At 61.4% G+C, this 25,389-nt stretch carries 22 protein-coding genes; 16 read left to right on the top strand and 6 right to left on the bottom strand.

Annotation, left to right across the window (positions count from 1 at the left end; genetic code table 11):
* Positions 1 to 1,763: 1,763 nt before the first annotated feature.
* Positions 1,764 to 2,234: a gamma-glutamylcyclotransferase gene (locus H5T73_01440; protein ID MBC7246427.1), complete on the top strand. Its 471-nt coding sequence runs from the start codon at positions 1,764 to 1,766 to the stop codon at positions 2,232 to 2,234.
* A 56-nt stretch (positions 2,235 to 2,290) separates the two neighbouring features.
* Entirely contained in the window at positions 2,291 to 3,655 is a 1,365-nt protein-coding gene (locus H5T73_01435) for a hypothetical protein (protein ID MBC7246426.1), read from the top strand.
* A 215-nt stretch (positions 3,656 to 3,870) separates the two neighbouring features.
* Here H5T73_01435 and H5T73_01430 read toward each other — a convergent pair whose 3' ends face one another.
* From H5T73_01430 to H5T73_01420, 3 genes are all read right to left on the bottom strand, one after another.
* Entirely contained in the window at positions 3,871 to 4,125 is a 255-nt protein-coding gene (locus H5T73_01430) for a type II toxin-antitoxin system RelE/ParE family toxin (GenBank protein ID MBC7246425.1), read from the bottom strand.
* The gene (locus H5T73_01425) at positions 4,115 to 4,333 is read right to left on the bottom strand and encodes a ribbon-helix-helix protein, CopG family (protein ID MBC7246424.1); all 219 of its coding nucleotides are present in this window, start codon (positions 4,331 to 4,333) and stop codon (positions 4,115 to 4,117) included. Before H5T73_01425 ends, H5T73_01430 begins: the two co-directional genes overlap by 11 nt.
* A 192-nt stretch (positions 4,334 to 4,525) precedes the next feature.
* Positions 4,526 to 4,921 carry a hypothetical protein gene (locus H5T73_01420; protein ID MBC7246423.1) on the bottom strand — a complete coding sequence of 132 codons (396 nt, stop codon included), beginning with the start codon at positions 4,919 to 4,921 and terminating at the stop codon, positions 4,526 to 4,528.
* Positions 4,922 to 5,073: 152 nt separating this feature from the next.
* On the opposite strand from H5T73_01420, the gene H5T73_01415 reads away from it, so the two are divergent.
* The 8 genes from H5T73_01415 (at position 5,074) to H5T73_01380 (ending at position 14,287) form a co-directional block, all read left to right on the top strand.
* Positions 5,074 to 5,634: a hypothetical protein gene (locus H5T73_01415; GenBank protein ID MBC7246422.1), complete on the top strand. Its 561-nt coding sequence runs from the start codon at positions 5,074 to 5,076 to the stop codon at positions 5,632 to 5,634.
* 13 nt (positions 5,635 to 5,647) lie between these two features.
* Entirely contained in the window at positions 5,648 to 6,133 is a 486-nt protein-coding gene (locus tag H5T73_01410) for a hypothetical protein (GenBank protein MBC7246421.1), read from the top strand.
* 71 nt (positions 6,134 to 6,204) lie between these two features.
* Positions 6,205 to 8,655, top strand: coding sequence for a hypothetical protein (locus H5T73_01405; protein MBC7246420.1), 2,451 nt, complete (start codon positions 6,205 to 6,207; stop codon positions 8,653 to 8,655).
* Between the two features lie 23 nt (positions 8,656 to 8,678).
* Positions 8,679 to 9,563 (top strand): zinc ribbon domain-containing protein, encoded by an 885-nt coding sequence (locus tag H5T73_01400; protein MBC7246419.1) that lies wholly within the window; start codon positions 8,679 to 8,681, stop codon positions 9,561 to 9,563.
* 102 nt (positions 9,564 to 9,665) lie between these two features.
* On the top strand, positions 9,666 to 10,955 hold the full coding sequence (locus H5T73_01395; GenBank protein MBC7246418.1) for a zinc ribbon domain-containing protein: 1,290 nt from the start codon (positions 9,666 to 9,668) through the stop codon (positions 10,953 to 10,955).
* Between the two features lie 214 nt (positions 10,956 to 11,169).
* Entirely contained in the window at positions 11,170 to 11,733 is a 564-nt protein-coding gene (locus tag H5T73_01390) for an SCP2 sterol-binding domain-containing protein (GenBank protein ID MBC7246417.1), read from the top strand.
* Positions 11,734 to 12,035: 302 nt separating this feature from the next.
* A complete protein-coding gene (locus H5T73_01385) occupies positions 12,036 to 13,154 on the top strand; it encodes a hypothetical protein (protein ID MBC7246416.1) in 1,119 nt (372 codons plus the stop codon).
* Between the two features lie 203 nt (positions 13,155 to 13,357).
* Positions 13,358 to 14,287: an alpha/beta hydrolase fold domain-containing protein gene (locus H5T73_01380; protein ID MBC7246415.1), complete on the top strand. Its 930-nt coding sequence runs from the start codon at positions 13,358 to 13,360 to the stop codon at positions 14,285 to 14,287.
* 320 nt (positions 14,288 to 14,607) lie between these two features.
* Here the strand turns inward: H5T73_01380 and H5T73_01375 are convergent, their stop codons facing one another.
* Positions 14,608 to 15,858 carry an MFS transporter gene (locus tag H5T73_01375; GenBank protein MBC7246414.1) on the bottom strand — a complete coding sequence of 417 codons (1,251 nt, stop codon included), beginning with the start codon at positions 15,856 to 15,858 and terminating at the stop codon, positions 14,608 to 14,610.
* 194 nt (positions 15,859 to 16,052) lie between these two features.
* Here H5T73_01375 and H5T73_01370 point away from each other — a divergent pair, with 194 nt between their 5' ends.
* The 6 genes from H5T73_01370 to H5T73_01345 all read left to right on the top strand — a co-directional run bounded on the left by H5T73_01370 (position 16,053) and on the right by H5T73_01345 (position 24,058).
* Entirely contained in the window at positions 16,053 to 16,295 is a 243-nt protein-coding gene (locus H5T73_01370) for a hypothetical protein (protein MBC7246413.1), read from the top strand.
* A gap of 217 nt (positions 16,296 to 16,512) precedes the next feature.
* Positions 16,513 to 16,896, top strand: coding sequence for an FMN-binding protein (locus H5T73_01365; protein MBC7246412.1), 384 nt, complete (start codon positions 16,513 to 16,515; stop codon positions 16,894 to 16,896).
* Between the two features lie 223 nt (positions 16,897 to 17,119).
* Positions 17,120 to 19,879 (top strand): metallophosphoesterase, encoded by a 2,760-nt coding sequence (locus H5T73_01360; protein MBC7246411.1) that lies wholly within the window; start codon positions 17,120 to 17,122, stop codon positions 19,877 to 19,879.
* A 111-nt stretch (positions 19,880 to 19,990) separates the two neighbouring features.
* Positions 19,991 to 21,451, top strand: a complete 1,461-nt coding sequence (locus H5T73_01355; protein MBC7246410.1) for a CoA-binding protein — start codon at positions 19,991 to 19,993, stop codon at positions 21,449 to 21,451.
* Positions 21,452 to 21,525: 74 nt separating this feature from the next.
* On the top strand, positions 21,526 to 22,167 hold the full coding sequence (locus H5T73_01350; GenBank protein MBC7246409.1) for a TetR family transcriptional regulator: 642 nt from the start codon (positions 21,526 to 21,528) through the stop codon (positions 22,165 to 22,167).
* A 229-nt stretch (positions 22,168 to 22,396) separates the two neighbouring features.
* Positions 22,397 to 24,058, top strand: a complete 1,662-nt coding sequence (locus tag H5T73_01345; GenBank protein MBC7246408.1) for an acyl--CoA ligase — start codon at positions 22,397 to 22,399, stop codon at positions 24,056 to 24,058.
* 180 nt (positions 24,059 to 24,238) lie between these two features.
* Here H5T73_01345 and H5T73_01340 read toward each other — a convergent pair whose 3' ends face one another.
* Positions 24,239 to 24,784: an SCP2 sterol-binding domain-containing protein gene (locus H5T73_01340; protein MBC7246407.1), complete on the bottom strand. Its 546-nt coding sequence runs from the start codon at positions 24,782 to 24,784 to the stop codon at positions 24,239 to 24,241.
* A gap of 77 nt (positions 24,785 to 24,861) precedes the next feature.
* Positions 24,862 to 25,299, bottom strand: coding sequence for a helix-turn-helix domain-containing protein (locus H5T73_01335; GenBank protein ID MBC7246406.1), 438 nt, complete (start codon positions 25,297 to 25,299; stop codon positions 24,862 to 24,864).
* Between the last annotated feature and the right edge of the window lie 90 nt (positions 25,300 to 25,389).

Here is a 25,389-nt window from a genome sequence, read left to right as displayed (position 1 = left end):
TATAGTTCTTCACTTAACCTTTGTTTTTCATATCCACCTCCAGGCGTATTAACCCTACTATACCGCGGACGGGTTGCCGCAAGCCAAGTCCAGGTTTCCTCCTTTCCCCATGTTTTACAATTTTTGCTGAAATCCACTTCATTTAATGTAAGAGGTGAGGGATACGTATTCCTGTCACCCTTGCCATGATCGCGAGCGCAATCATCTAGGCGCTCAAGGCCCCCGCAGTTTCACGAACAACCACCCACACTCCATAGCTGGCTTTATCCTCTGCCACATCGGCCACGCCGACTTTTCCCATCCTCGTGGTTCCTCGCAAGGGCAATTCTGAACCCGGGTAGAAGCTCCACACTATTTAATGCATTTGATGGTCAGCGCTCCTCCAGCTCGGGGTCGAGGTTCGAGCCATAGGCGAAGTAGAGAATTCAAGTGGCTACTTTCTTGCTACTCTACCCTAGTTTGCCCATACTTCACCCAACGCTGTTCCGCTTCGCCCAACCCGCCCAGCGTTGCATGATATCGCCAACAAATCCAGGTTGTCTGCGATGGAGCGAGGCCATGGCTGGCACCAGCCGAACAACATCGGGAAGGGTGGGTACCTGTCTTGGCGGGAACGACACATCAACGCGCCAAACCAGTGGAGGGCGCCAGACCACAACCCGTTCACGCTCCCTACCCTGCAGTGCTCCGCCGAGGGGGCCACGCACAATGTCGCGGGGGGCGGGACGGAGCCGATGCCAAAGCCTGACTCGGCATCAACGTCGGGGCCACTACATGTTGTGGTCGGCCCCGGGTTTTATGTTTTATCTTTTTTGGTTTTTGGGGTTTTTGTAGTTTTTGGGGTTTTCTGGGTTTTACTTTTGTTTTCTTGCGTTTAGCAGAGGCTCGTTCCGGCACCTCTCGGCCGCAGGGAACCCCGAGCGGCCATCCGCGGGCAGGCAACCGAATCGCCATGTGAGAATGTGGCCACAAGATTTCGGCGGGGCGGTGCGCAGATGCTTATAGGGAAGAAGGCTGGGAACTAGGTGGGGAAAAGGGGCGACCGTATGCGAGGCCAAATGTTCCCCACGCAGAGCGGCTAAAAAAAACGGCGCCGGGAGCGGGAGGGCCGGGAAGGGCATAATCCCAGCCCAGAGGCCATGCCTGCGGGGCGGGGAAACCCCCCGGAAAACGGCCGCGCTCGGCTCCGCAACCCCCTCAAACTCCTCCACCTATCCTCCCATGAACGGCACCGTCATGCGTGATGCGATGGGCTTATTTCCACACAGCTTGCGTACTATGCGTGCGCGCCAGCCAGGCTCAAAGCCGTTTGCACGTTCCTCCAAGGCTTGCGCCTCGCCTCCCGGCGATGCGCGGATCGCATCCGCCATGCCGGGCCGGCCGGGCTTCGCCGCAAGCCGTGACGCGAAGCCCGGCAAGGGGCTGGCCTCGCCGCATGGGATGGGCGAGGCCGGGCGCGATGGGGCGAAGCCCCACGCTGGTGCGCCTTGCGGGGAGGCCCATCCGTGCCCCGCAAGGCGGGGCGCCGCGAGGCGCGGCCTCCGCCTCTCCCGGGAGGGCCGGGATAGGTGAGCGGTGCCCGGCGAGGCGAGGGGGAAGGCGAAGCCATGCGCGCCTGTGTTTTATGGGGGAAGATAGCAATGCCCCGCAAGGCGAGACATCGATGGGACGCCGGCAATGCCGCGATTCGCCCGGCGATAAAGGCATAGCAAGAGTCTGTCTTCGGCAGCATATATAATCAGAAGGTAAAAGGAGGTGGGAAGATGCTGTACTTCGCCTACGGCTCCAACTTGGACCCCAAGCAGATGAAGGAGCGTTGCCCATCCTACCAATTCAGATGCCTGGCCCTTCTCCCGCGCTTCCGGCTCGCATTCACGAGATATTCAGAAAAGCGCAGAAGCTGGGTTGCCGATGTCGTAGAGGATGATGCCAGCCCGGGTGTTTGGGGGGTTGTATATGACATCTCGAAAGAGGAATTGAAGAGACTCGATACCTATGAGGGCTATTATGGCAAGGGTGAGAATAACGCCTACGAGCGTTGTTGCACCAGCGTGCTTGTGAATGGAGATGAAGATCGACCGTTAGGAGCATTCATCTATGTTGCTGCAAATAAATCTGACAAAGAGCATACTCCTGCTGAAGACTATTTACGCCATATTATATCCGGGGCAACGCATTGGGAACTGCCCGAAGATTATCTTGAGATGTTGAAAAGGTTGCGGGCACCACAATGAAAGGTTGATGGGTTATGGCACGGCTATCCCGAGAAGAAGCCGCAACAAATTGCCTGATGGAACTTGCAGGAAATATCGCCCATGAATTGGAATGCCTAATCCGGGAGGGGAGATTAAATAAATCGAAGCAATCGTATATATCCAGAAAGCCGCCACAGCCAATGAATGATGATGGCAAACTAAAATGCGATGGCATCAACTATCAAGAATATTGTAGGGAATCATTCGCGGGCGAAGCGAATCGTTTCGTAAAGGAGTACATAAAACAGAGCGCCTACAAAGATTCCGTACGCACCCTGAGAGGCTTATTTCCAGATAACGACAATGTAGAGCAATGGTTGTTATGGAATTTCATGCACTTTTTATCGGAGGACGTTCTTAAGAAAGGGAGGTTGGACAAAAGATACGTGGCCAAATTGGTTGGCTCATGTATCAAAGACTTGAACAAAAAGCCCAGGAAACATCATTCGATATCAGAGTTATTGGGTGTTTCGATTCTAACAGTTAGGAAGAAATTCATTATAGATGGAACCACCTTCATTCTAAGGCAGTTAACGGCAAAGGACCTAGAGAAGAAAGTCGCTGCCTACGAACACTTGCAATTCGATGATTTTATGAATCCAACAATGATTCTGGAGATTAAGGGCGACTATTATGATACCGTCGGCTTAGAGGAAGACATCCAATTAGCTGAAACGGTTTTAAGGCTATTCCGGGTAGGTAGTGTTCAAAGAATTCGTGATCATAAGTACACGGACTCTGTTGCCAAATACTATCCGGGTAAACAAATAGGACCAATATCGCTCATATCCGTATATGAAGAATACGTTTTACAAGAAAGCGATTTCCGCATACTCCGTAAATTTTGGAATGAGTGTCGCAAGATGCGGCTTTGGGAGAAACTCAGCTTCTCCGATAAGACGTCAATACATTTGTCAATTGCTTATTCGTCCTATTGTGATTATCTGTTAAGGGGGAACAGAGAGGAGGCGAGAATTGCCAACCTTGTCATGGGCATGGAGAGCCTTTTCCTGCAAGAGAACATGGAGCTGAAGTATCGCCTGAAGAGCAGAGTCGCAAAGCTGTTTTCCATGTTGGGATTTAATGCAAATGAAATACAGGACGAGATAAATGATGCATACGATATCAGAAGTAGATATGTTCATGGGGAGCTATTGGATGAAAAAGAAAGAAGGAGGTTTGAAAATCGGCGGGGCGATATACGGCTTTATATGCGAAGTCTGGCCAACATTCTTCGAATTTCCATCTTAGTGGCTGCATTTCTAAACCTCCAAAAGAAGGACCTTATAGACCTCATTGATGCATCGATGATTGAAAAGGAGAAGATAAAAATCATTGAGGGGCCGCTAAGCAAGTTGCATAAGACCAAGCTCAGGGGGGTCTTGGTGCAGGAAAGCTGAAGCCGTTCATACCACCTCATCGAGGACTACTAGTGGGGATAGGTCTTCCAAGTCCCTTAACGCCCACCAAAGCAATAGAAGCCGGGCTCTGTGCCCGGCTTCCTAATATCTCTGGCGTATCTGCCAGTCCGCCAATTAACGGCTTCTACAGTTTCCGACTTGCCTCGCATACCCGTCTGGCGACTCCTCATTCCGGCTTGATCACCGGCTTCATCCTAGACGCGATAGATGTCTTTTCTGTGGCCGATGCGCAACACCAATACCCCATCAATCGTCTTGGCGTATATGACCCTGTGATCGCCGATCCTGTATCTGTATAACCCCTGGAATGTTCCGCTTAAGGCAGCTCCCTTATCGGGATCCTTCGCCAAGTCGCCTTCTATTCCGTTCAAGATCCTTTTCGCCTCGGCTTTATCTATCTTCTTGAGATCCTTCTCGACCGAGGCTTTGTATACTACCTTAAAGCCCAAGCCTTCTCCTCAGCTCCGAGCCGCTGATCAGCTCATCGTCCTTATCCAGGAGACGGTCGAGCGCCACGCGGTAATCGCCGTATTCCGCAATGTAAGTCTTTATGGCCTCATTGATGAGAAAGGTACGGGAGCGCTCCGTTGCCCTAGACAGGTCCTCCAGTTCTTTCAACACCTGTTCATCCAGCCTGATCGAGATCGCCTTACTCACTTTGTACCTCCGATCCCAGTAAGTATTCTATGTATGTTATTGTATCACATGTATTTTACCATGCCTATAGATATCATCCTATCCCATCGAGGTGACGCACCATGTGAATCCTCCTTTGCCGGCGGCGTAATACCCATCTCAAGCAGGACAGTAAACAGGGAAAGGTCTTCCAGATCCCTTAACGCCCACCGATCAACGGGCCCCTCGTGGCCTTTTTCTTAAGCCGGATCCCTTGATATATTGCCCTCCCATGCCAGCCCGGGGCGTGGTCAGGGCGGGTTTAAGAAGATCGAGGTCTCGTGTGCCGGGGCTGCCGCCGCAGCGACACATCTGGTCCCGGTGTATCTCGATCACCCGGGCCAGGGTAAGGGATACAAGCCCGGCAATCCAGCCCGCCAGGTTCTTGAGCATCCTGCCGTACTGGCGATCGGCTTTCTCCAGGGCTGCCTCGAAGTCCTGACGGCGCTTCTTATCGCGCACGGGCGTGATGATCAACGCCTCTCCGTTGGTGGTTATTTCCAGGGGCGTGTCGGCGTCGATATTGAGCGGCTCGAGTAGGGGCCCGTCTATCACTAGAGATAGCTTCAAGGAATTTGTGCCCACAGATCTATCTTACGCGCTGCCAACGGTAGCGTGTCCTGTTGAAATATCCCCTAAGAATTGAGATGATATGGATATACCGTGCCATGTTTCGGGGATGCCACAGAACATCTGGGGGCAACGACATCAAGGAGCGGGGAGTGGAGGTTGCGGGCACAAGAGCATCTTCGTCACTGAGTACAGCCCTTTCCATGATCTTGAACCCCACCCGGGTGCTGAAGGGAGCCATGGAGAGCATCCCCTGGCCCTTCTGCCTCGCCATATCCGGGATTTCTTTCACCCTCTTCTTCCTGCAGACCGGCTTGGACATGCACCGCGTGGGCACCGCAAGCACCGGGGCCGCGGTGGGCTTCACCTTCCTGGGAACCGCCATGGGCACCGCAGGGGTAGCCCTGGTGGCGGCGCTGGCCTGGGCCGCTTCGCGCCTCTTCGGAAACGACCGCTCCCTGGGGTGGACGGTGCGGGCTTTCTGCCTCGCCTACACCCCTACCCTCATCTTCTGCTTGGTGGGGTTGATCGCAAACCTGACCGCGGGCTGGAACACCGCCGTGGCCTTCGGGATCACCGGGGCACTTTGGGCGCTGTACCCTATCATTGCCATTTGCCGGGAGATGACCGGGGAGAAGGTGATAGCCTCCCTGACCCTCTCCACCATCTGCGGGGCGCTTATCCTCTGCGGTTGGGCCTTGCTGGGGATATAGGAGGCGAAACGCCGTGGACAGAGCACTGACGGAGAGGATCGTTTGCGGCCTGCTCATCCTGGCCTGCTTCACCGTCCTGGCATGGCTCAACGGCAGGTACGTCGTTGTGGGCGCGGGCCAGGTAGCCCTCTACACGATCCTGGGCCTGCTCGTCATAGCGGCCTGCCTGGCCGGCCTCGCCGGCCTGGTGCTGGCGGTCCATCCCCCCCTACGCCGGGGACCGGGGTATGTGGGAGGCCTTGACGCCGTGGCGCGGGGCTACCTCATCGCCATACCCTTCACCGCGCTCGCCCTCCTGGCGGACCTCGCCTTCGGCTGGAACGCGGCCACCGCCTTCATCCAGGCGACCATCATGACCTCGGGAGCGGCGGTGGGGGCCGAGCTGATGCGCTCATCCGGTCAGCAGATGCGCCTCATGGTCATCCCCATGGCAGGGTCTTTTGTCTTCTCCGGCATCTGGATAGCCTACTCGGCCATCTTCAGCAAGGCGGTCGCGTAATGAAGGGCATGGCGATACCGGGACGGTTGGGCGGAACATGGCGGCCACCCTGGCCGCTCGCCCTGGCCGTCTTGATCTCTTTGACCGGAGCCATCATGCTCTCCTGCTCCAGCCCCTGTTTCGCGGACAATATCAAGCCCCCGACGGAAGAACAGGCTGAGGATTTCATCGAGAAAATAAGAAACGGGGAGGGGGATATGGCATGTTTTATGACGGGAGAAATAATGAGCGATCCCCCGTTCAAGATAGTAAAGACGGTAAAGACCACCGAGATAGTGAAACACGACGACGGAACGGTATTCGTGAGATATTACCTGTACGTCATCTACACCACATCCACCAAGGCAGTCGTCAAGGACGGCATGATCGTACCCCTGGATGAATCGGCTGCAGACAAGATCTTATATAATGACGTAGCCTTCCTGGAGTCGACGTCGTGGGTGGGTGGGACCGATCAGCCACTGGAAGAGACCGGTACCGGCAACACCAAGAGCGACAGCGTGGAGGTCGAGATCCCGCCTGATAAATACGGTTCGGGGATGGAAAGGGCGGTCTCCGAGATGGAGGCTACCCTCGAGGAGACGCTGGCTTCTTATGAACACCAGTCGGGGTGGGTGGAAGTGGGTCCCGGTGGGGATGTCGTCTCGACGCCTGGTGGAGAGAGCGAGAGGGAGGGTGAAGCCGGCAAGATACCGGGGCCCGGGAGCTGGTGGAAATGGCTTGTAGGCACGGTGATAGCCGGCATCATCGCGGCGGTGACAGGATTTCTTAATTCGCTCCTCGCGCTGCCGCCCGTGCCCGTCACGCCGCTGGCCCCTCCCGGAAAGCCTGCATCGCCACCCGCGGCTCCCCCGGGCATGGAGCCGTTTCCGGCGGGAATCGCCGGCGGTACCGCGGAGCCCTTTTCCTCCCAGGTGGATCCATACCAGCAAGCGCCGGAGAACGTGCTCGTCCAGACCATAAGGAACATCGGGGACGATGTCGAGACCGTCCCCGGTTATCTCTCAGATAAGGCCAAATGGATATGGGATGGGGTTACCGACGTGGAAAACCTCAAGGACATGATGGACAAGATCAAAAAAACGCACGAGAACTTCGAAAAGTGGAAAAAGGAACAGGCGGAGGCAGCGGTGGAATACTTCGCAAACAGCCTGAAGGATCCGTTTAAGCCCGTCATGGACCTGGAGGAAGCCAAGAAAGATGCCACCAAGTACATCGCCGAGAATATCATCATTCCCGTATTGCAGGACCCTCTCGGCACGTTGAAGACCATCCTGGGAACGGAGCTGTGGAAAAACGCCATAGATCCCAACAAGCCCCTGCCAGACCGCTTCGCCTATTCGGCCCTGGCGACCTTGAACACCATCGGCCTGCTCGAGGGTATCTCGGGGCTCGGCAGGTGGCTCTTCGGAGGGGGGAGCAGGCAAGCGGGCAAGGCCCTGATCTCGGCCGGCAAAGACAAGTTGGACGATGCCGCCAGGGCGGCAGGGCTCGTGGACGATAAGCTCGACGACCTTGCCAGGGTCAGAAAGGTAAAGGCGAAACCAGGGCTCTTCGATAAACTCGGCAAGGCCGAAAAGGGCAGGTTGAAGACGATATGGGCCAGCGATCTGCAGAAGGCGGAATCCAAGATCAAGAGGTTCAAGAAAGCCATGAAGTCCGGCGACGTGCGCATACGGACCGAGGCTATTCTGGAGATACAGAAGGATCCCCTGGCCATCCAGAAGCTCAACGCCAAGGACAGGAGCGTCATCAGGAGCTTCAATAAACAACTGAGAGATCTTCAGGATAAGGCCATGGAGGACGCAAGGCGGCAGATCGCGAGTGAGTTCGGGGTAAGCCCGGATCAGGTGGATGTGTTCAGGGCTACCAACCCCAAGGTTCCGGGCGCCAAGGCCAAGGCAGCCATGGACCAGGACATTACCGTGCGCATCAAGGGAGCTGATGGCAAGATCCGCGACGTGCCCGCGGACAAGGTGCAGAAGATATACGACGAGAGCTTCTACCGTGCCGCGGGCAGCCCGGAGGGCACCACCCCGGCGCAGTTGGGACGCGACTGTCGTAACGTTGCCGTGGACCGGCATTCCGCCGAGGCCTTCGGCATGTCGCCGGACGACTGGCAGGATATGCAGCTCGGAAAGGGCACCTCGCATACGGACACGGTGAGCAGGACCATGCAATACAAGGCTGACGAGGCTTTCGCGGAGGCTGATAGATTAGCCAGGTCAGGGGATATGACATCGGCGCTGAAGCGACGCTACCTGGGACAGCGCGAGATCGTAAAGGCGTTCAACAACCAGGTAAGAGGGCGTGTCCAGTACCTCGAACGGACGAATCCGGGAAAAGCAGCCGCCGTGAGCAGGAAGATCGCGGATGTCGAGGGAACCATCGACGATATGAACAGGATGATCAACAGGGGCGCCTCACCCGTGGAGGTGGACGATTTCTTGAGGTCCAGGGGGACATCTGCCGAGGAGCTGGCCAAGGAGGTAGCCGATATCTACAGGGGGTTGACGCCTTGAGTTGACGCGGGGGAGAGATGCACTTGGGCGAGTACGCGTTCTACAGATTCGAGGACCAGGCGCTGCAGGCCTACGGGGCCGAACTGCTGCCCGTACCCGTAAGGCGTGAGGTGGAGCGAGAGGTATTCGGAGGAGAAGAGGTACTCGTAGATCTGCTCCTGGAAGAGCTCCTTGTCTTCCTCGAGGAATACCCTGACTTCCAGGATCTCTACGCCGGGACCATCGAGACCCTTACCTGGATGGCGGGGATGAAGGCGGGCATGGAGGGCAACATGGAAGATTCTTCGCATTACCTCGAGATAGGCCTGGGTGCCAATCCCGACAGCCTTCCGTTGCGCTCCAGTTATGCGCTGGTCCTGCAATTGCAGGGCCGGAAAGAGGACGCACTTGAGCAATACGAGGTCGTGCTCGAAGATCCCGAAGGCACCGGGAACCCCCTGGTCTGCCTGCTCGCCGCCCGCCTTTATGCCGAGCAGGGCGAGTACCTCGAGGCCTATCGCTTGCTGGATGCCGTGGCCGCCAGCCAACCCGCGGACGACGCCTTCTGGGATTTTCTGGCTGAGATGAAAGAGCTTGCGGGGATCGAGGAAGAGGAACCGGAAGCCGGGAAGCTGGCGGAAGGACAGGCGCCCACGGCTCGCCTTTTCTGCGTCGGCTGCGGCAAGGAACTTATGGAGGGTGCAAGCTTCTGCAGTGCCTGTGGGAGACACGCCGGGAGACCCGCAGGGAGGCCACCGGTCGTCTGCGCCGCCTGCGGAAGCGAACTGGAAGAGGGGGTTAGATTCTGTAGGGCTTGCGGTAAGCCGGTGCAGGGGGAGGCCGAGCCGCTGGTTTTCTGCCCCGGGTGCGGCAACAGGCTGGGAAGCGGCGAGCGTTTCTGCCGTAGGTGCGGGAGAAAGATATATTGATGCGGGCCTCCATGCCCATCTCCCGCGGACTTGCCACCCGACCAGGCGCGTGGGCCCAGGGCATTCTCGAGGAGGGCCGTGCGTGATGGAGGGAGCCGTAAGATGTTCTGTGAAAAATGCGGAAAAGAGATAGCGGACGATAGCCTGTTCTGCGGTTACTGTGGAGCAACGGTGAGCTCTGCATCTGCCGGCACCGGACAGGAGGGACAGCCTCCTGTCCCCCCCGATCACCAGGTATACGTGCCGCCTTCCCCGCCGGCGGGGGTTCCTCCCGCAGGCCTTCCGCAAGGGCCCGCCCCGCAGGCAACTCCTTATGCCCCAACCCCCAAAAAATCACCCCTGCCCTGGGTGATGGGCGGCATCGGGGTGCTGGCGGCGATAGCCGTAGTCCTGGTGCTGGTATTCGTGGTCTTCGCGGGAAACGGCACCGGCGACACCTCCGGCCCCGAAGAGGTGGTGAGGAAATTCTACCGCGCCATGGAGACGCAGGACGCGGACCTGTTCCTGGAGATCATCGAACCTTCGTTCCGCGCCGAACTCGAGGACGCGCTGGGAAAGAACTACCGGACTTTCTTCGAGGACTATTTCTTCCAGGACTTCCCGGAGGACCTGGAGGTGGAGATCAGGGAGATGGAGACCGAGATACGCGGGGACACCGCAACCGTGACCATCGTGGACGGCACCATGACCTATACCGACGAATACGGAGACGTGGTGACCGAGGAGGCTTCAGAGGACGACGTGGAGCCCGTGCGGCTGGTGAGGGTGGACGGGGAGTGGTACCTGTCTGGCGATTATCTTAGAGAGTCGGTGATCGACCCGCATGTGCTGGAAGGCCTGAGCCTGGATGAACCGGACCGCAACGGGACCACGGACAACGGCGATAGCGGCGTTAGCGAGGACGAAGGCTACGATGAAGCGGAGAAACTGGCGGAGGTGGAGGCGGCCATGCTGGCCTATACCAAGGCCAATGCCGCAGCGGGGTTGGATTTCGAGATATTCAACCTCTTTATCAAGGGAAACGAGGCGGTCGGGTTAGCCCTCTGCACCAACCAGGATATCGATGCCCCCATGGTCATCATGAAAAGGGATGCCAGGGGTTGGCACGGGGTGGACGTGGGCACCGACCTGGAGCTGCCCGCCTGGTACGAGTCAAGGCTTACGGAGGTGGAAGCGGCCATGCTGGCCTACACCAAGGCCAATGCCGCAGCGGGGTTGGAGTTCGAGATAAGCGGCCTGCTGATAAAGGGAAACGAGGCGGTCGGGGTGGCCCTCTGCACCAACCAGGATATCGATGCCCCCCTGGTCATCATGAAAAGGGATGCCAGGGGTTGGCACGGGGTTGACCTGGGCACGGGGATCGAGCCGCCGCCCTGGTATCCCTGCTATTGACATGGCGGGGAGCGTCTGCCCGTAGCCCCGGCGAGGACCAAAGAGCGGCTTCTCAGCACAGGTATTCCACGGGATGCCGCCTCGCGCTATAATGCGCGGGGGAGTGCCTGCGGCTGCGTAATTTAAAGATAAGGCGTATCGGCACCTTTCGCCGCCAGGGAGATAAGGGTAGGAGGGACTAACGTTCGTCCCGCATCGGCGAAAGGAGGAGGATATGCCGTACGTTTACGGGACCAAGGAGTGGGAGGATTCATTCGCCGCCCTGGTGGAGGACCTGCTCGAGGTGGAGAACAAGCCCTACATAATGGGCACCCCCGCGTGGATCGGCGCCTACGAAAAGCTCATCCAGGGAGACGAGACCTACCGCAAGCTGGCCAAGGGCTGGGAAGGCTCGGTGGTCATCCATATTCTTCCAGAACCCCAGGTGGGGCTGGATGACGACATGTACCTCATGCTCGACCTGTGGCACGGGGACTGCCGCTCCGTGCGCCTGGTGCCCAGGGATGTCGGCGAGAGCGGGGACTACGTGCTCACCGCCCCCTACGACCGCTGGAAGCAGGTGATGACCGGCGAGCTCGACGCGGTCAAGGGCATGATGCAGGGAAGGATCAAGCTCAAGGGCGACCTGCCCACCATCGTGCGCTACGTCAAGGCGGCCACCCGCCTCACGGAGCTGGTGGGCATGGTGGACACCATCTTCCTCGACGAGATGACCCCGGAAGAGATCGAGTCCTTCAAGCCCTGGGTGCAGTTCCTCAAGGAGGAATATTCCCTGTAGTCGCCGCATGCATTCCTTGCGGAAGCGATCCGCGCAGCGGGATGGGGGTGATGGGCAGAAGGCGGGCCGGGCCGGCGGGGGGGCGGGATAATCCCGGGCAGGCGCGCATCTAGCCGTGGTCGAGGGCGGGTGCACGCCGTCGCCCCCGTGCGCCCGCGGGAATGCGTTCACTCCAGGTGAACATTCGCGGCCCGGACGTCTTTACCTTAAAGCGCTGTCGGTCGAGAAAAACCTTGGTGGCATGGTATGCTGCGGAGCCTCGGGGCTCTGGGAGCAAATACCTGGCTTGTATCTGGTTACGGATGACGAGAAAGGCAGGCAACGGCATGAACCAGGTCGATCTTTGCCCCGAGTGCGGGGTCCCCAGGCACATCACCTCCGAGCACACTTGGCTCGACAACGGCGTCATCGTGCAGAGCCGGGACCGTCGTAACCGCATGGTCTTCGTGGAGAGCGAGAACCTCGACCCCCTCTTCAGGGGCATCCAGGAGTTGATCGGTGTGCCCATCGAGCATGCCCTGATCACCGCCAAGCGCCGTGCGGTACGTTCTTACCTGGAGAGCCTCATCCCCGACGTCACCAAGGAGCTGCTGCGCAAGCGGGAGATCGACTGGCGGCCGGTGAACGACGGACTGCGGCTGACGGCGATGCTTGACGGCTACGGGAAATTCGAACTGGTCGACTACCGTTTCGAGAAGGACGTGAACGATTACGTCGTGGAGACCATCTCCGAACCCTACTCGGTGCCCCTGGCCTGCGGGGACATGGCCGCCGCCTTCGAGATCCTCTTCGGCTGCGAGCTGGGCGCGGAATACAAGCAGATCTCGGAGAACCTCTACGAGCTGACTTGTTTCGTGGCCAACCATCCCCAGGAACTCAAGGGCAGGTTGCGCTTCCGCCACTTCCCGCTCCGCGACGGGGATATCGAGCTGGAGAGATGCGCGAGCTGCGGGGGCCCGCTGGCCCTTTCGCATTACCGCTGGTACCCGGAGCGCGGCATCATCGCGGGCGTCACCACGGGCAGGCGCATGATCCTCACCGGGATGGAGGTGGATGCCGTTTTCGGCGAGCTGGAGAACGAGTTGGGGGAGATCTTCCCGGAGTCGGTCATCGAGGCCCAGCGCCGTTTCGTGCGGGCCGGGTTCTACAGCATCGAGGGCATGGGAAGGCTGGACATGCGCGACCAGCTGGCCATGCGCGGCCTGGGCAACCTGCGCGAGCTGAGGTCCAACCAGAGCGGCCTCTATTTCCGCATAGAGAACGCCTTCCTCCACCTCATGCTGGTCGGCCTGGTGCAGGGGCTGTACGAGCTTACCTATGACGTGGACACCCACCTGGAATGGAGCTTCTCGGAGGAGGGCGAGCTGGAGATATCCGTGACGCCGGTGGGCCAGGCAGGACGGGAAACGGCCAGCGCCTGAGCTTCTCCGGCGGCGCGACCCACCGGCAGGGCAAGCACGGCACTCGCGTACCCCATGGGTTTGCAGGCCTCTTCGTATCTCGCGGGCGTAGATGGGCGGGAAGGTTGGCGAATGCTTACACACATACCCTTCTATCCAAGCGGCATTTCTGGTTTAAGGGGGGCACGGTTGCCCGCTCCGCTGGATGGCGTTACCATATGCGCATGAACGGGGAAAAACTGCCCTACGGCACTGCCTTCGCCTACCTGTTCAAGTTCAACTGGGCGGTGGGGGAGAGGATACTGCGCGCCCTCCTCCTCAACCGGCGCGCCCCGGAGGTGGGGGCCATAGAGCGTGACCTCCCCTACGTGGAGGAGGGGAGTCGCCTCCAGAAGCTGGACGTCTTCATCCCGCCTTCCGAGCCCCCTTACCCCGTCCTGGTCTACGTCCACGGGGGAGGGAACCACGTGGGCGACAAGCGCACCTACGACCGCATCTGTCGCGTCTTCGCCTCATCGGGTTACCTGGTGTTCAACGCCAACTACCGCATGGCACCGCGTTTCGGCTACCGGGAGCAGCTGCAGGACACGGCGGCGGCGGTGAACTGGGCCTACGCGCACGCGCAAGACTACGGCGGCGACCCGGGGCGGGTCTTCCTGGCGGGGGACTCAGCCGGCGCCTATCACGCGGCCATGTACGCGGCGGAGGCGCTGCACCCTGACCTGCGGCGGGCCCTGTCCATCCCCACCTGCATTCCCGCGTCATGCATCCGGGGGTTACTGCTCTTCTACGGTGTGTACGACCTGGTCACCGTGGGCGACACCGGCTTCCCCTTCGGGCGCATGCTCATCACCGGGTTCCTGGGGCGCGACCCGGGGTTGTTCCGCGAGGGGGCCGAGCTGGCTTCGCCCGTCCGCTACGTCACCCCGCAGTTCCCGCCCTGTTACCTGGCCACCAGCGAGATAGACCAGCTGCACTCCCAGACCCTCGACTTCGTGCGCGCGCTGGCGGAGAACGGCGTGGAGCATGAGCTGTTGAATCTTACCAGGAGAGAGCACCCCCTCACCTACCACGGTTTTCTCAATTTCTGGTACACGCGCGGCGCCGCGCTGGCCATGGACGGCGCCCTCCGCTTCCTCGAAAGCCACGGGTAATAAGACCTCCCCGCGTCGACAGGCGGGATCAGGCAACGGGATGTTGCCATCTCGCCGGTAGGAACGGCAAAGGCGCGGAGGAGATCGCTTCGTCGCTCCGCTCCTCGCGATGACGTTCCATCGAGGCTCCCCGCAATGGCGTTTCGGGGCAAGAATTAGATGCACATCCAGCGAGACGAGTGTTCATGCCAGATCCGCTCCGTGTTTTCATGGCGGGATACTCATGCGGCGGGAGGGTGGGGCTCCTCCAGGCAACGGTGACCACGCACCCGGTACGAAGAATGAAGGCATCGACAGGCAACGGTGTCCGACCGTGCGTATCAGGCCTCGGCGCTTTCCCGCAGGCGCAGGGCGACGAGGAAGGCTGCGACGAAGGCGAGGGCAAGGAACACCATGGCCCAGAAGAAGGACTCGCCGGGTCCACCGGTGGCTCCCTTGATCCCTTCCATGATCATGGTGATGACCACCCCGCCGGCGTTCCCCAGCAGCAGGAGCATGCTGGTTGCCGTGCCCGTGAGGGCGGCGCCGGTGGTCTCCTCGGCGAGGGCCAGGAGCACGGGGAGGGCGCTCAGGAGGAAGAAGCCCAGTACGCCCCCGACGATGAAGATCAGGGCGGTGTTTTCCAGGGCGCCCACGAGGAAAAGGGTGGGCGCCGCCGCCAGGGCAGCGAGGACTATGAAGGGCTTGCGCCGCATGATCCTGTCGGATATGGAGGGCAGGACGATGCAGCCGACCACGCCCGCCAGCACGATGACCGCGCCGATGTTCCCCGCCGTCCCCGTCCCTATGCCCTTGGGCTTGAGGATCTTCTCGATGAGCTGCATGAGGCCCACGAAGCTGCCGTTGCCGATGAAGATGATCAGGCAGAGGAGGCGGAAGTCGTGCAGGGCGAAGAGGGAACGCAGGCCCTTCAGGTTGATGGCCGCCTCCTCGCCCAGCGCCTCCTTCTCCGTGCGCTTGGGAGGCCTGGGGGGACGAGCCCTTCCCAGGAGGGCGAAGAGCACCAGTCCGGCAAGGGAGATAAGGCTGTAGATAAGCACCACCCAGCGGAGCGAGCTTATTTCGTTTTCGCCCAGGGCCTTGAGCAGGGGGGGCGTGGCGGCCAGGGCGACGATCATCCCCAGGAAGAGGGAGAGGGAAGCCAGCCCGTTGGCCAGCGCGGATTCGTCGGTGGGGAACCAGGTGCTCACCATCTTGGTGATGCTGTTGAGCACGAAGGGCTGGCCCAGCGAGATGCCGATCATGCCCACGAGCACCAGGGCGTAGTTGTCCGCGAAGAGGCGCAGGAAGGAGAAGGCCGTGGTAAGCAGGGCCCCGATGAGCACGGCGAAGCGGAAGCCCTTGCGGTCGATGATGAAGCCGGCGGGGATGGAAACGGGTATGTATACGAGGGGGAACATGGTCGCCAGCAGGACCACCCTGAACTCGCTGACTCCCATGAGCTCCTGGGTCTGCGAGGTTATGGGGGCGTAGTTCAGCCACATCAACTGGGTGACGGCGGCCACGAGCATGAAGGAGGCCAGGACCACCCAGCGGAAACCGTAAACCGCGTGTTCTTCTTCCCGCTCCATCTCACCCTCCTCGAGGACGCACCACGGGCCTTCATGTTTCGACAGACTTTCCGGGGGCGGAGAAAGCCACCCTTCCCTCACCATAATCTTCCTACAATACTTCAAAGGACCGCGCCCCGTTTCCTTCCGGAACCCGTGTGGATGGAAAGCCCATACCTCCGGGGACAGGAGCGCACAAGAAAAGACACGAGAAAATGCATAAGAAAAGGCAGAAGAAAAGGCAGAAGAGAAGGCAGAAGAAAAGGCAGAAGAAAAGATGCATCCCCGGAAAGCCCGCGCTCCGGGGCGCCGCACCGCTCAGCCGCGTTTTCCTCTTTGCGGGAGAAAGACGGGAGGAAAGAAGAGGAGAAAGACGCGGAGAAAGATACAGAGAAAGACGCGGAGAAAGATACAGAGAAAGATGCGAAGAAGAGCCCCGTGGAAGATGCCGGGTATGATCACGGGGCGCCCCTTGATATCCATTTGGATATTATGACAGGAAACGCCTCCCGCAATATAATCATGGTGGTTCTTGGCCGAACGCAGCCGATTCGAGGGAGGGTCGAGATGACGGGGAAGAACTCACGATTCCGCCTTTCACGCTTTAAAAGAAGAATGGTGAGCGACAAGGTCCCTTATTATCCGCCTCCCGGGAAAAGGCTTAGGAAAACCAGGATGGCTTTGCTCGCCATCCTCTCCCTGCTCCTGGTTTCCATGGCCAGCTGCGGTGTCTATTCCTGGCGTTTCACCAGCGCCGTGCGGGAGCTGGTCCCGGGGGAGATCACGGTGGGTGATCTCGCGGATGGAGAATACGAGGGCGAATACCGCGTGTTCCACGTCTACGCCAGGGTGCGGGTGTGGGTGGCGGAAGGGAAGATCGTGGAGATAGAGCTGGTAAACGCGGAGAAGATGCAGCGGGCCGATGCGGCCCGGGTGCAGGAAACCATGGCACGCGTGGTGGAGGAGCAGTCCCTGCAGGTGGACCTGGTCAGCGGTGCTTCCGCCAGCCAGAAAGCGGCCCTCAAGGCGGTGGAGAAGGCCCTTTCCTCGACCCCGTGATACTCCATAACGGCGGACGGCCCGACGTCTCCCCGCTGGGGGCGGGCATAGGGGACCGCACGTTTCCCCGGGACTCGGGCCCTGGTCGGCCTGATACCATGGCAGTTATTTCCAGGTAGAAAGACGGCGCAGACCCGCGGAGTATGCCTGGTGTACGGCCGCCGCCCGTATTACAATCTTATCGACGGGAGGGATGCCGGCAAAGAGGAAGGAGTGATGGGGGATGCATAGGGGGGGTACCTCTTACGGCGGGAGGCTGCGCGGCTTTACGGCCCCCGCGGTTCGCGCGCTCACGGTTCTTTTCGTCGCCCTGGCTACCATGTACGGCTGTCTTTCCGGTCCCGGAACGGGAGCTACGGCGGAGGCGGCCTTCCACCCCGAGGGTTCCCTGCCCGAGGTGGCCAAGAGGATAAACCAGCTAATCTACCCCACCTTCGGCTGCCCGGCCATACTGCCCCGTGGAGAGGAACTGGTCATAGAGTGGGACTGGCGCAAGAGCGTGGCCGCGAACCCCCGGCCGGAGCTCGCGCAGGTCGACCGCCCGCAGGACTGGGAGGTATGGATCACCACCTCCGTGGCCGCCAACGTGCGGAATTACGACGGTTCCGTCCCCGGGGAGGCCGAGAACCCGCCCGAGGCGTGGTACCGCTATGGCGGCCCCTCCTACGGGACCTACGAGAGACCGGTGCACAGGACGGTAAACACCCGCCGCCTGCCGGTGAAGGGGGTGAGCCGCGGCCCCAGCCGGCGCTGGCCGGAGATCTTCGGCCAGGCCGCCTTCGAGGTGGACCACATCGAGGTCGCGTTGCCCGTGAACGTCCCCCTGGACCTCTACGACGTGCACGTGCGCTGCGTCTCGGACCGCGTGGGCCCCGGGTTCCTCGTGGAGGACGCGCAGCCCCACGCCCTGCAGGTAATCGAATCCTTCGGCGACGATTTGAAGATCGTGCACATCACGGACACCCACGTCTACGGGCCGGAGATCAAGAACGGCCTGAACCTCGACTACAACTCCTTCGAGCTGCGGGAGCCCCGTCCCGGCACCCCGCCGCGCATCGACCTCGGCTTCCTGGGATACCCCGGTTTCCCCATGGACCTGGACGGGGACGGCAAGCGCAACGAGGGCGCCATCTACCTGCAGGAGGAGCTGCAGGCCATCAACCTCATGGATCCCGACTTCGTGGTCTTCACCGGCGATTCCGTGTTCGCGCAGAAGAACTTCAACACCTACCCCAAGGATACCCTGCTGTGGGGCGACGTGAACGGAGACCCCGGCACGGAATACCGCTTCGAGTACACCTGGTGGTACGACGAGCTCCTGGCCTTGAACGTGCCCGTATTCTGCGTGCCCGGCAACCACGACAGCTACTGCTGGGACGGGCACGAGGCGGCCCACGACGACGGCCAGGAGATATGGCAGGACCTCTTCGGCCCCCTCTACTATTCCTGGGATTACGGGGACATGACCTTCCTTGCGGTGAACAGCATGGACTGGGATAAAATGGATGCGGACGGCCCCGAGCCATTCACCCCGCAGGACATGAACCCCCTGCTGTGGGCGGTGGCCGTGAACCTCTACCCGGAAATGGCCCAGGACTACGATGACCGCAACGGGTTCCTGGTGGACCTGCACAGGATACTCCTGCCCTTGAGGATCATCACCCCCCACAAGTGGCACGGTCAGGTGCGGGGCGGCGGCGACCCCTGGGACTGGCAGGCGTGGCCCTGGGGTCCCGACCCGGGGGAGGACGGGTTCGACGGGCAACTGGCCTGGATCGAAGGCGAGCTGGCGCGTGCCGAGGCGGAGGGAAAGCGCCTCAAGGGCGTTTTCCTGCACCACGACCCCCTGCGCCCGGCCGGTGCGCCGCCGGAAACCTGGGACAACACCAAGGAGTTCGGCCTCCTCGAATTGTCCGCGGGACAGGGGGAAGGTTCGCAGGCGCTCATGTACCTGCTGCGCAGGCACGAGGTCGCCTTCGTGGCTTCCGGCCACACCCACAGCGACGCCATCAACGCGGTGGACTGGGAGCCCTACGGGGACGGCCCCGGGCGGGTGGTGTCCATAAACACCACGGGCGCCGAGCCGCCCGTCGACGGCAAGTCCCTCCTCATGGACAAGACCTCCGAGAACTACGGCGGTTACCGCCTCATCACCATCCGGGACGGGGAGCTCCGGGAATGGGGTTTCGCGGGAGCCGGCGGCGATGCCGAACGCAGGTGGTCCATCCCCGGCTGGGAGGGCCTGCGGGTGGGGGCGGGGGCCGTGAACGGTTACGACGTCTACCGCACCAACCGCCCCGTGCTGCAGTGGATGGAGCAGGAGGACTCATCCAATCCCGCCTACCGGCGCCCGCACATCGTCAACGGTGAAGGCGCCTTCGACCGGCCGCTCCCCCTGGACGGCACCGGGCCCGGGGGAACCGGGCCTTACGACGACGTGACGTGCAAGGTGAAGAACACCCTCGCCCAACCGGGGGCGGTCCTGGACCTCTCCGGTTGCCGCATCGAGTTCCCCATGCGCCGGCTCTCCGGCGGCGGGTATTACGCCGCGCAGAACGGCACCATCCTGGAGCAGTACGATACCGATTCCGGCCTGCGCATGGTGGTGGTGAAGGCGGACGTCCCAGGCGGGAGCGTGCTCCCGGTGCGGGTCTACGCCGCGGGCAGCGACGGCGCGAAACCGGTCGTCGACGAGGCCTCCGTCAACGGCGGCGCGTCCACCGTGCCTTCCCTGGACGTGACGCTTACCCTGCGCGCCCACGACGAGGGGGCCGGGCTCATGGACCTGCGCGTCTCCAACCGCCGCGACTTCGCCGGCGCGGAGTGGATCCCCTGCCGGGACGGGAAGACCGTCACCCTTCCCTGGAGGCTTGCCGGGGGTTTGCCGGGGAAGAGGCGGGTCTACGTGCAGTTCCGCGACGCCGCCATGCCGGGCAACGTGCGCACCGTGAGCCTGACGGTGCGCTACCTCCCTTCCGGATGACGGACTGCCCGGGCGAGGGAGGCGACCCGGGCGTCGGGGCAAGGCGTCGGGGCAAGGATATGCGGGCCGCAGCGGTGAGGAGGTAAAGGCGTGAATCCGCTGGAAAGGATCATGAATCCGCGGTCGATAGCGTTTTACGGCGCCTCCAACAACCCACTTAAGATGGGAACCATGCAGCTTGCCAACCTACTGGAAAGCGGTTACCGTGGCGAGGTCTACCCCATGCATCCCAGCGAGGAACGGGTGATGGGCTTACAGGCCTTTCGGGACCTGGAGGAGATCGGCAGGGAGGTGGACCTGGCGCAGCTGGTCCTGCCCACGAAGGTGGTGCCGGGAGTACTGGAAGAATGTGGGAGGTACGGCATCCGTCACGCCATCATCATTTCCGGCGGGTTCGCGGAGACCCTCGCCGAGGATGGCAGGCGTCTCGAGCGGGAGATCAGGGAGATAGCGGCGAGGTACGGCATCCGCTTCCTGGGGCCCAACTGCGTGGGTGTGCAGAACGCCCTTTTCCGGCTCAACACCACCACCATCCCGGATCCTCCCTTCGGGGGAGGCTTCGCCGTCGCCTCGCAGTCGGGCGCCTACACCTCCATGCTCAACCCTTACCTCCGTTCCCAGGGGATTAGGATATGCCAGACCGTCAGCGTGGGGAACGAGGCGGACATCGATATCGTCGATTGCCTGGAATACTTCGCGGAATGCGACGAGGTGCGGGCCGTCGGCCTTTACGTGGAGGCCGTGAGAAGGCCCCGTGATTTCATCTCCGCGGCCAGGAGAACGGCGGCGCGCAAGCCCGTCCTGGCCGTTTACGTGGGGGGTAACGAGGCCGGCTCGCGTTCGTCCCTCTCCCACACCGGCGCGGTCACCGGTCCCGACGGGCTCTACGACGGCCTCTTCCGGCAGGCGGGAGTCATGCGCGTGGAGGACATGGACACGATGATCGACTGCCTCTGGGCGCTCTCGACGCAACCGCTACCCCCGGGAAACCGCATGGCGGTGATCACAAACTCGGGAGGCCCGGGCACCTCCCTCGCCTATAACCTGGAGAAGGCCGGCTTGCGGGTACCCCTCTTCTCTGAGCGCCTGCAGGAGCGTCTGCGGGAACTCGCGGGCACCATGAGCGCTGTCGCCAATCCCGTGGATATCACCTTCACCACCAATATCTACCTTTACAAGGACCTGCTGGAGGCCGTCTTCGCGTCCGGCGAGGTCGACGGCGCCTTCATCTACGGGATATTCGGGGCGGCGGACATGGGCGTGAGTATCAAGAAACGGATGCCGGAGCTGGCCCCCATGGAGAGCGCCTGGGACGAGAAATTCCTGGCCTTCCTGCCCCACCTGGCGAGGGTGCCGCACGAGCACGGCAAGCCGCTCCTGGCGATGTCGTACCTGGGCACGGGAAGCGCGACCGTCCGCACCCTGGTCGAAAACGACCTGCCCGTCTTCACCTCGGCTTCGCGAGCGGTCAGGGCCATGAAGGGCCTCCTGCACTACCGGGAGCTGAAAGAGCGCCTCGCGGATGCGGAGGAAAGGGTGTCGCGGGCCGCGGCGAGCCCGGGGCCGCGTTGACGCGCGCCGGCCGCGCGCACACGACGGTGGAGCGCTCGTGTGAGCAGGGGTGCCGCGTCTGTTATAATCAGCGCATGGACAAGGAGAAGGCGGGACCGATCGGCAGGCGTGAGCGCAAGAAGAAACAGACGCGCGACGCCCTGGAGTCCACCGCACTCAAGCTCTTCAAGAAAAAGGGCTACGATAAGACCACCATAAAGGAGATCACGGAGACCGTGGACGTTTCCCTGCGCACCTTCTTCCGCTACTTCGATTCCAAGGAGGCCGTGCTCTTCGGAGACTGGCGCGATCAACTCAACCTGGTCAGGGAGCTCATCCTCTCCCGTCCGCAGGGAGAGCCGGTGCTGGCCACCCTTTACGCCACCGCTCGGCTCCTGGCGGAACTGGACCGGGACAGCGAGGAGCGCATCATGCTCATACGCAGGTTGGCCAGGGATTCGCGCCGCCTCGGCGATTACGAGCGCAACGTGATCTACCCCGGTTTCGAGGACACGGTCTGCCAGGCGCTGGCCCAGAGGATGAACGTCGATCCCGCATCCGACCCCCGCCCCCGCCTCATCGCCGCCATCGCGGTCGCGGCGTGGACGACGGCGCGCAGGATCTGGATGGAGAGCGAGGGCAAGAGGTCCGTGTTCAGCCTGCTGCAGGAGGTCTTCGACCTCATTGAGCCCGGCGGGGAATTTCTCGGGGACCTGGGCCGGGAACTCGAGGCCTGAGCGCGTTCCCAGCCCGGGTCTTTCACCCCTTCCCTCCAGCGGCTGGGGGACTCCACGGCCGCAACGGGCGGAAGCCGCCGGCCCCGCCACGAGCGGTTAAGGCCTTGCGATGGTCCCCTGCGCTACCCCTCTCGCGGGCGGGATGGGTTTCGCGCGGTAGCTGTGGTAGGATTGAAAGGAAGTGTTGCTTGTTCAGCGGCATTGAAGGGGAAAACGGACCGGGAGGGTGATGATGCTCAGGGGAGGCTGGCCACGCGAGGGCGTCATAGACGAGTGGTTCGAGGGAGCCCTGGAAACCGCCTACGCACGCAGGTACCCTAACCTCTACGCCATCTTCAAGGAGGGTCTGGCGAGGTTTCCCGACGAGGAGATCTTCGTCTTCCCGACCCTGGGGCAGAGGTACACGCGGCGCCGACTGGACGAAGCGGTGAGGAAGGTCGCCGCGTCTCTCGTGGACGATTGCGGCGTGAAGAAGGGCGACCGTGTGGCCATGATCCTCCTCAACAACCCGGAGTTCTGCATAAGCTACCTGGCCATCGCCGCCGTGGGCGCCATCTCCGTGGTCATCAACGCGCGCCTGGAAACGGAGGAGCTGGCCTTCCAGCTGCGGGATTCGGGCTCCCGGGTGGTCATCGTGGAGAACGACCTCTACGAGAGGGTGCAACCCCTGCGCGGCAAGCTGGAGAACCTCGAGGTCTTCGTGACCACCGGCGACGAGGGCATGGACGGTACCGTGCCCTTCACCAGCCTCATGGCCAGGGAGGCGCCCCCCCACATCGGCGTGGAGGTGGGCGAAAAGGACACCTGCAGCATATGTTACACCTCAGGGACCACGGGTCGCCCCAAGGGGAGCGTCATCACCCACCGCAACGTGGCCACCAACGCCCAGGCCCTCCTGAGCTGCATGCCCTACCTCATCCCCGAGAAGTACACCATGGAAGACATATACCAGATCAAGCAGATGATCTCCGTGCCCCTCTTCCACGTCACCGCCCTGCACACTCTCTTCAACCTCTGCCTGCTGGGCGCCGGCGCGGTGGTGCTTCCCGTCTTCCAGGCGGACCAGGTCATCGAGAGCATGGTCGAGGAACGGGTGAACTTCTTCGTGGGCGTGACCGCCATGTTCTGGCTGCTGCGCATGCAACCCAATTACCATAAACTGGTAGAGGCGGGGAACATCGAGGTGATGTTCCAGGGCGGTTCCCCCATGCCCCCCGAGCTGGGGGAGCTGATGCTCAAGGATTTCCCGCACGCCAAGATAGGGAACGGCTTCGGGATGACCGAGACCACCAGCATCGGGGCGGGCTCACTCCTGCCGCCGGAGGAGGTCATAAGGAGGGGTTCCTCCATCGGGTGGCCGACCCCGCCCACGCTCTTCAAGGTGGTGGACGACCGCCTGCGGGAGGTGCCGGTGGGGGAACCGGGGGAGCTCCTCATCAGCGGCGCGGGCGTGTGCCGCGGTTACTGGAACCTGCCCGACAAGACCAGCGAGAGCTTCGTCATCGACGCCGAGGGACGCAGGTGGCACCGCTCGGGGGACGTGGTGGTGAAGGACGAGGAGGGTTTCTACACCATCGTGGACCGCAAGAAGGACATGATCCTGCGCGGGGGGGAGAACGTCTACTCCGTTGAGGTGGAGAACCTCATCCTCATGAACCCCAAGGTCCTGCAGGTGGCGGTGGTGGGCGTCCCCGACCAGGTGCTGGGGGAGAAGATCAAGGCCGTGGTCTTTCCCATGCCCGGGCACTCCATAACCCCGGAAGAGGTGGTGGAGTACTGCCGGGGAAAGATAGCCGACTACAAGGTGCCCGACTTCGTGGTCGTCTCCGATATGCCCCTGCCCATGAACCCCGGGGGCAAGATCATGAAGGAACGCCTGCGCGACCTGTGAGGGGCCGCCGCCGCGGAGCCCTCCGCATCGCGGAGCCCTCCGCATCGCGGGATGGGCGTATCACCGGACGGGACAGGTAAAGGGCCGGCCCCCCCGAGCGCGATGTACCCGCTGCGGTGTACGAGAGTCCATGCGGGGATATGGGCCGAAAAGGAGGGGGGCCGGCCCGGGTTCCTTGCCCTACGGCATGATGTTGGCCAGGGAAAGGGCGAAGGACATGTCGCCGTCCATCTTGATCTTCCCCTGCATGAAGGCCGTGGGGCCGCTCATCTCGCCGGTGGCCATCTTGGCGAAGTCCTCCGCTGAGGCAGAGATGGTCACGCTGGGGGAATCCGCGCCGTTGAACTTCACGCTCACCGGCAGGGTCCAGTCACCGGGCATGGCCAGCTCCAGGCGCAGCAGGCCCTTGGAAGTGCTCGCCGCGTCGTACTGCTTGCGGCCGGTGAACGAGGTGACCATGTCCACCAGGGGACGGATGACGTCTTCGGGGATGACCACGTCGAGCATGGGATCCGCGATGCCCCCAGGCGACACGGTTATCTCCCGGGCGTCCTTGACGGCGAACCCGTAAACCAGGGTCTTCTCGCCCTTGATGGTCAACTGCACGGTGAAGTTGGTCCCCTCCATGTTCGGCAGGGGCTTTTCCTCCAGCCGCTTGGAGATGAGCGAAGGAATGTAGGATTCGAGATATTCCTGCAGGCCGACGACGTTTTCCGCCACCTGCAATCCCCCCTTTCGTCTTTCCCTGGACGGGCGCTTCCCCCGCGGTCAAGTCTCCGCGACCCCTTATCCTCCGCGGCGTTTCACGCCGTCCGCCGGGGCGCGGCGAACCAGGGGTCGTTCTGCCTGTCCAACCTCTCGCCACTTGCCTCGCAATACGCAAGGTTCTTCTCCTCCAGGCGCCGCAGCGCCCGCAGGACTTCCCTGCGGCCCAGGCCGAGGGATTCCGCCAGTTCGCCCGCGTCCGCTCCGGGGCATTCCTCGAGATAGGTCAGGATGCTCTCGGCGTGCTTCTTTATCTCGCGGACCTTCTGGCTCCCCTTCTCGGTAAGGCCTATCCTCTCGAGGGCCCTCACCTCCTTCCTCCCCGCCAGGAAGGCGTCGAGGTCCTCCTGGCAGATGATGTATTTCTTCCCGACGCGAGCCGCCTTCAACTCCCCCTTGCGTATGTAATGCCTGACCGTCTGTATGTTCACGCCCAGGTTTTTCGCGACCTGGTAAGTGCTCAGGTAGTTGCGCATCGTACCCTCCAGGGAATAAATACGTTGTATCACGTTATGTAACATATACCTGATGTATATGTCAAGACCTTTTAAGCTTGTTTCAGATTT

Source organism: Actinomycetota bacterium (genome assembly GCA_014360655.1).
GTDB lineage: Bacteria > Actinomycetota > Geothermincolia > Geothermincolales > RBG-13-55-18 > JACIXC01.
This window is presented reverse-complemented; position numbering and strand designations above follow the sequence as displayed.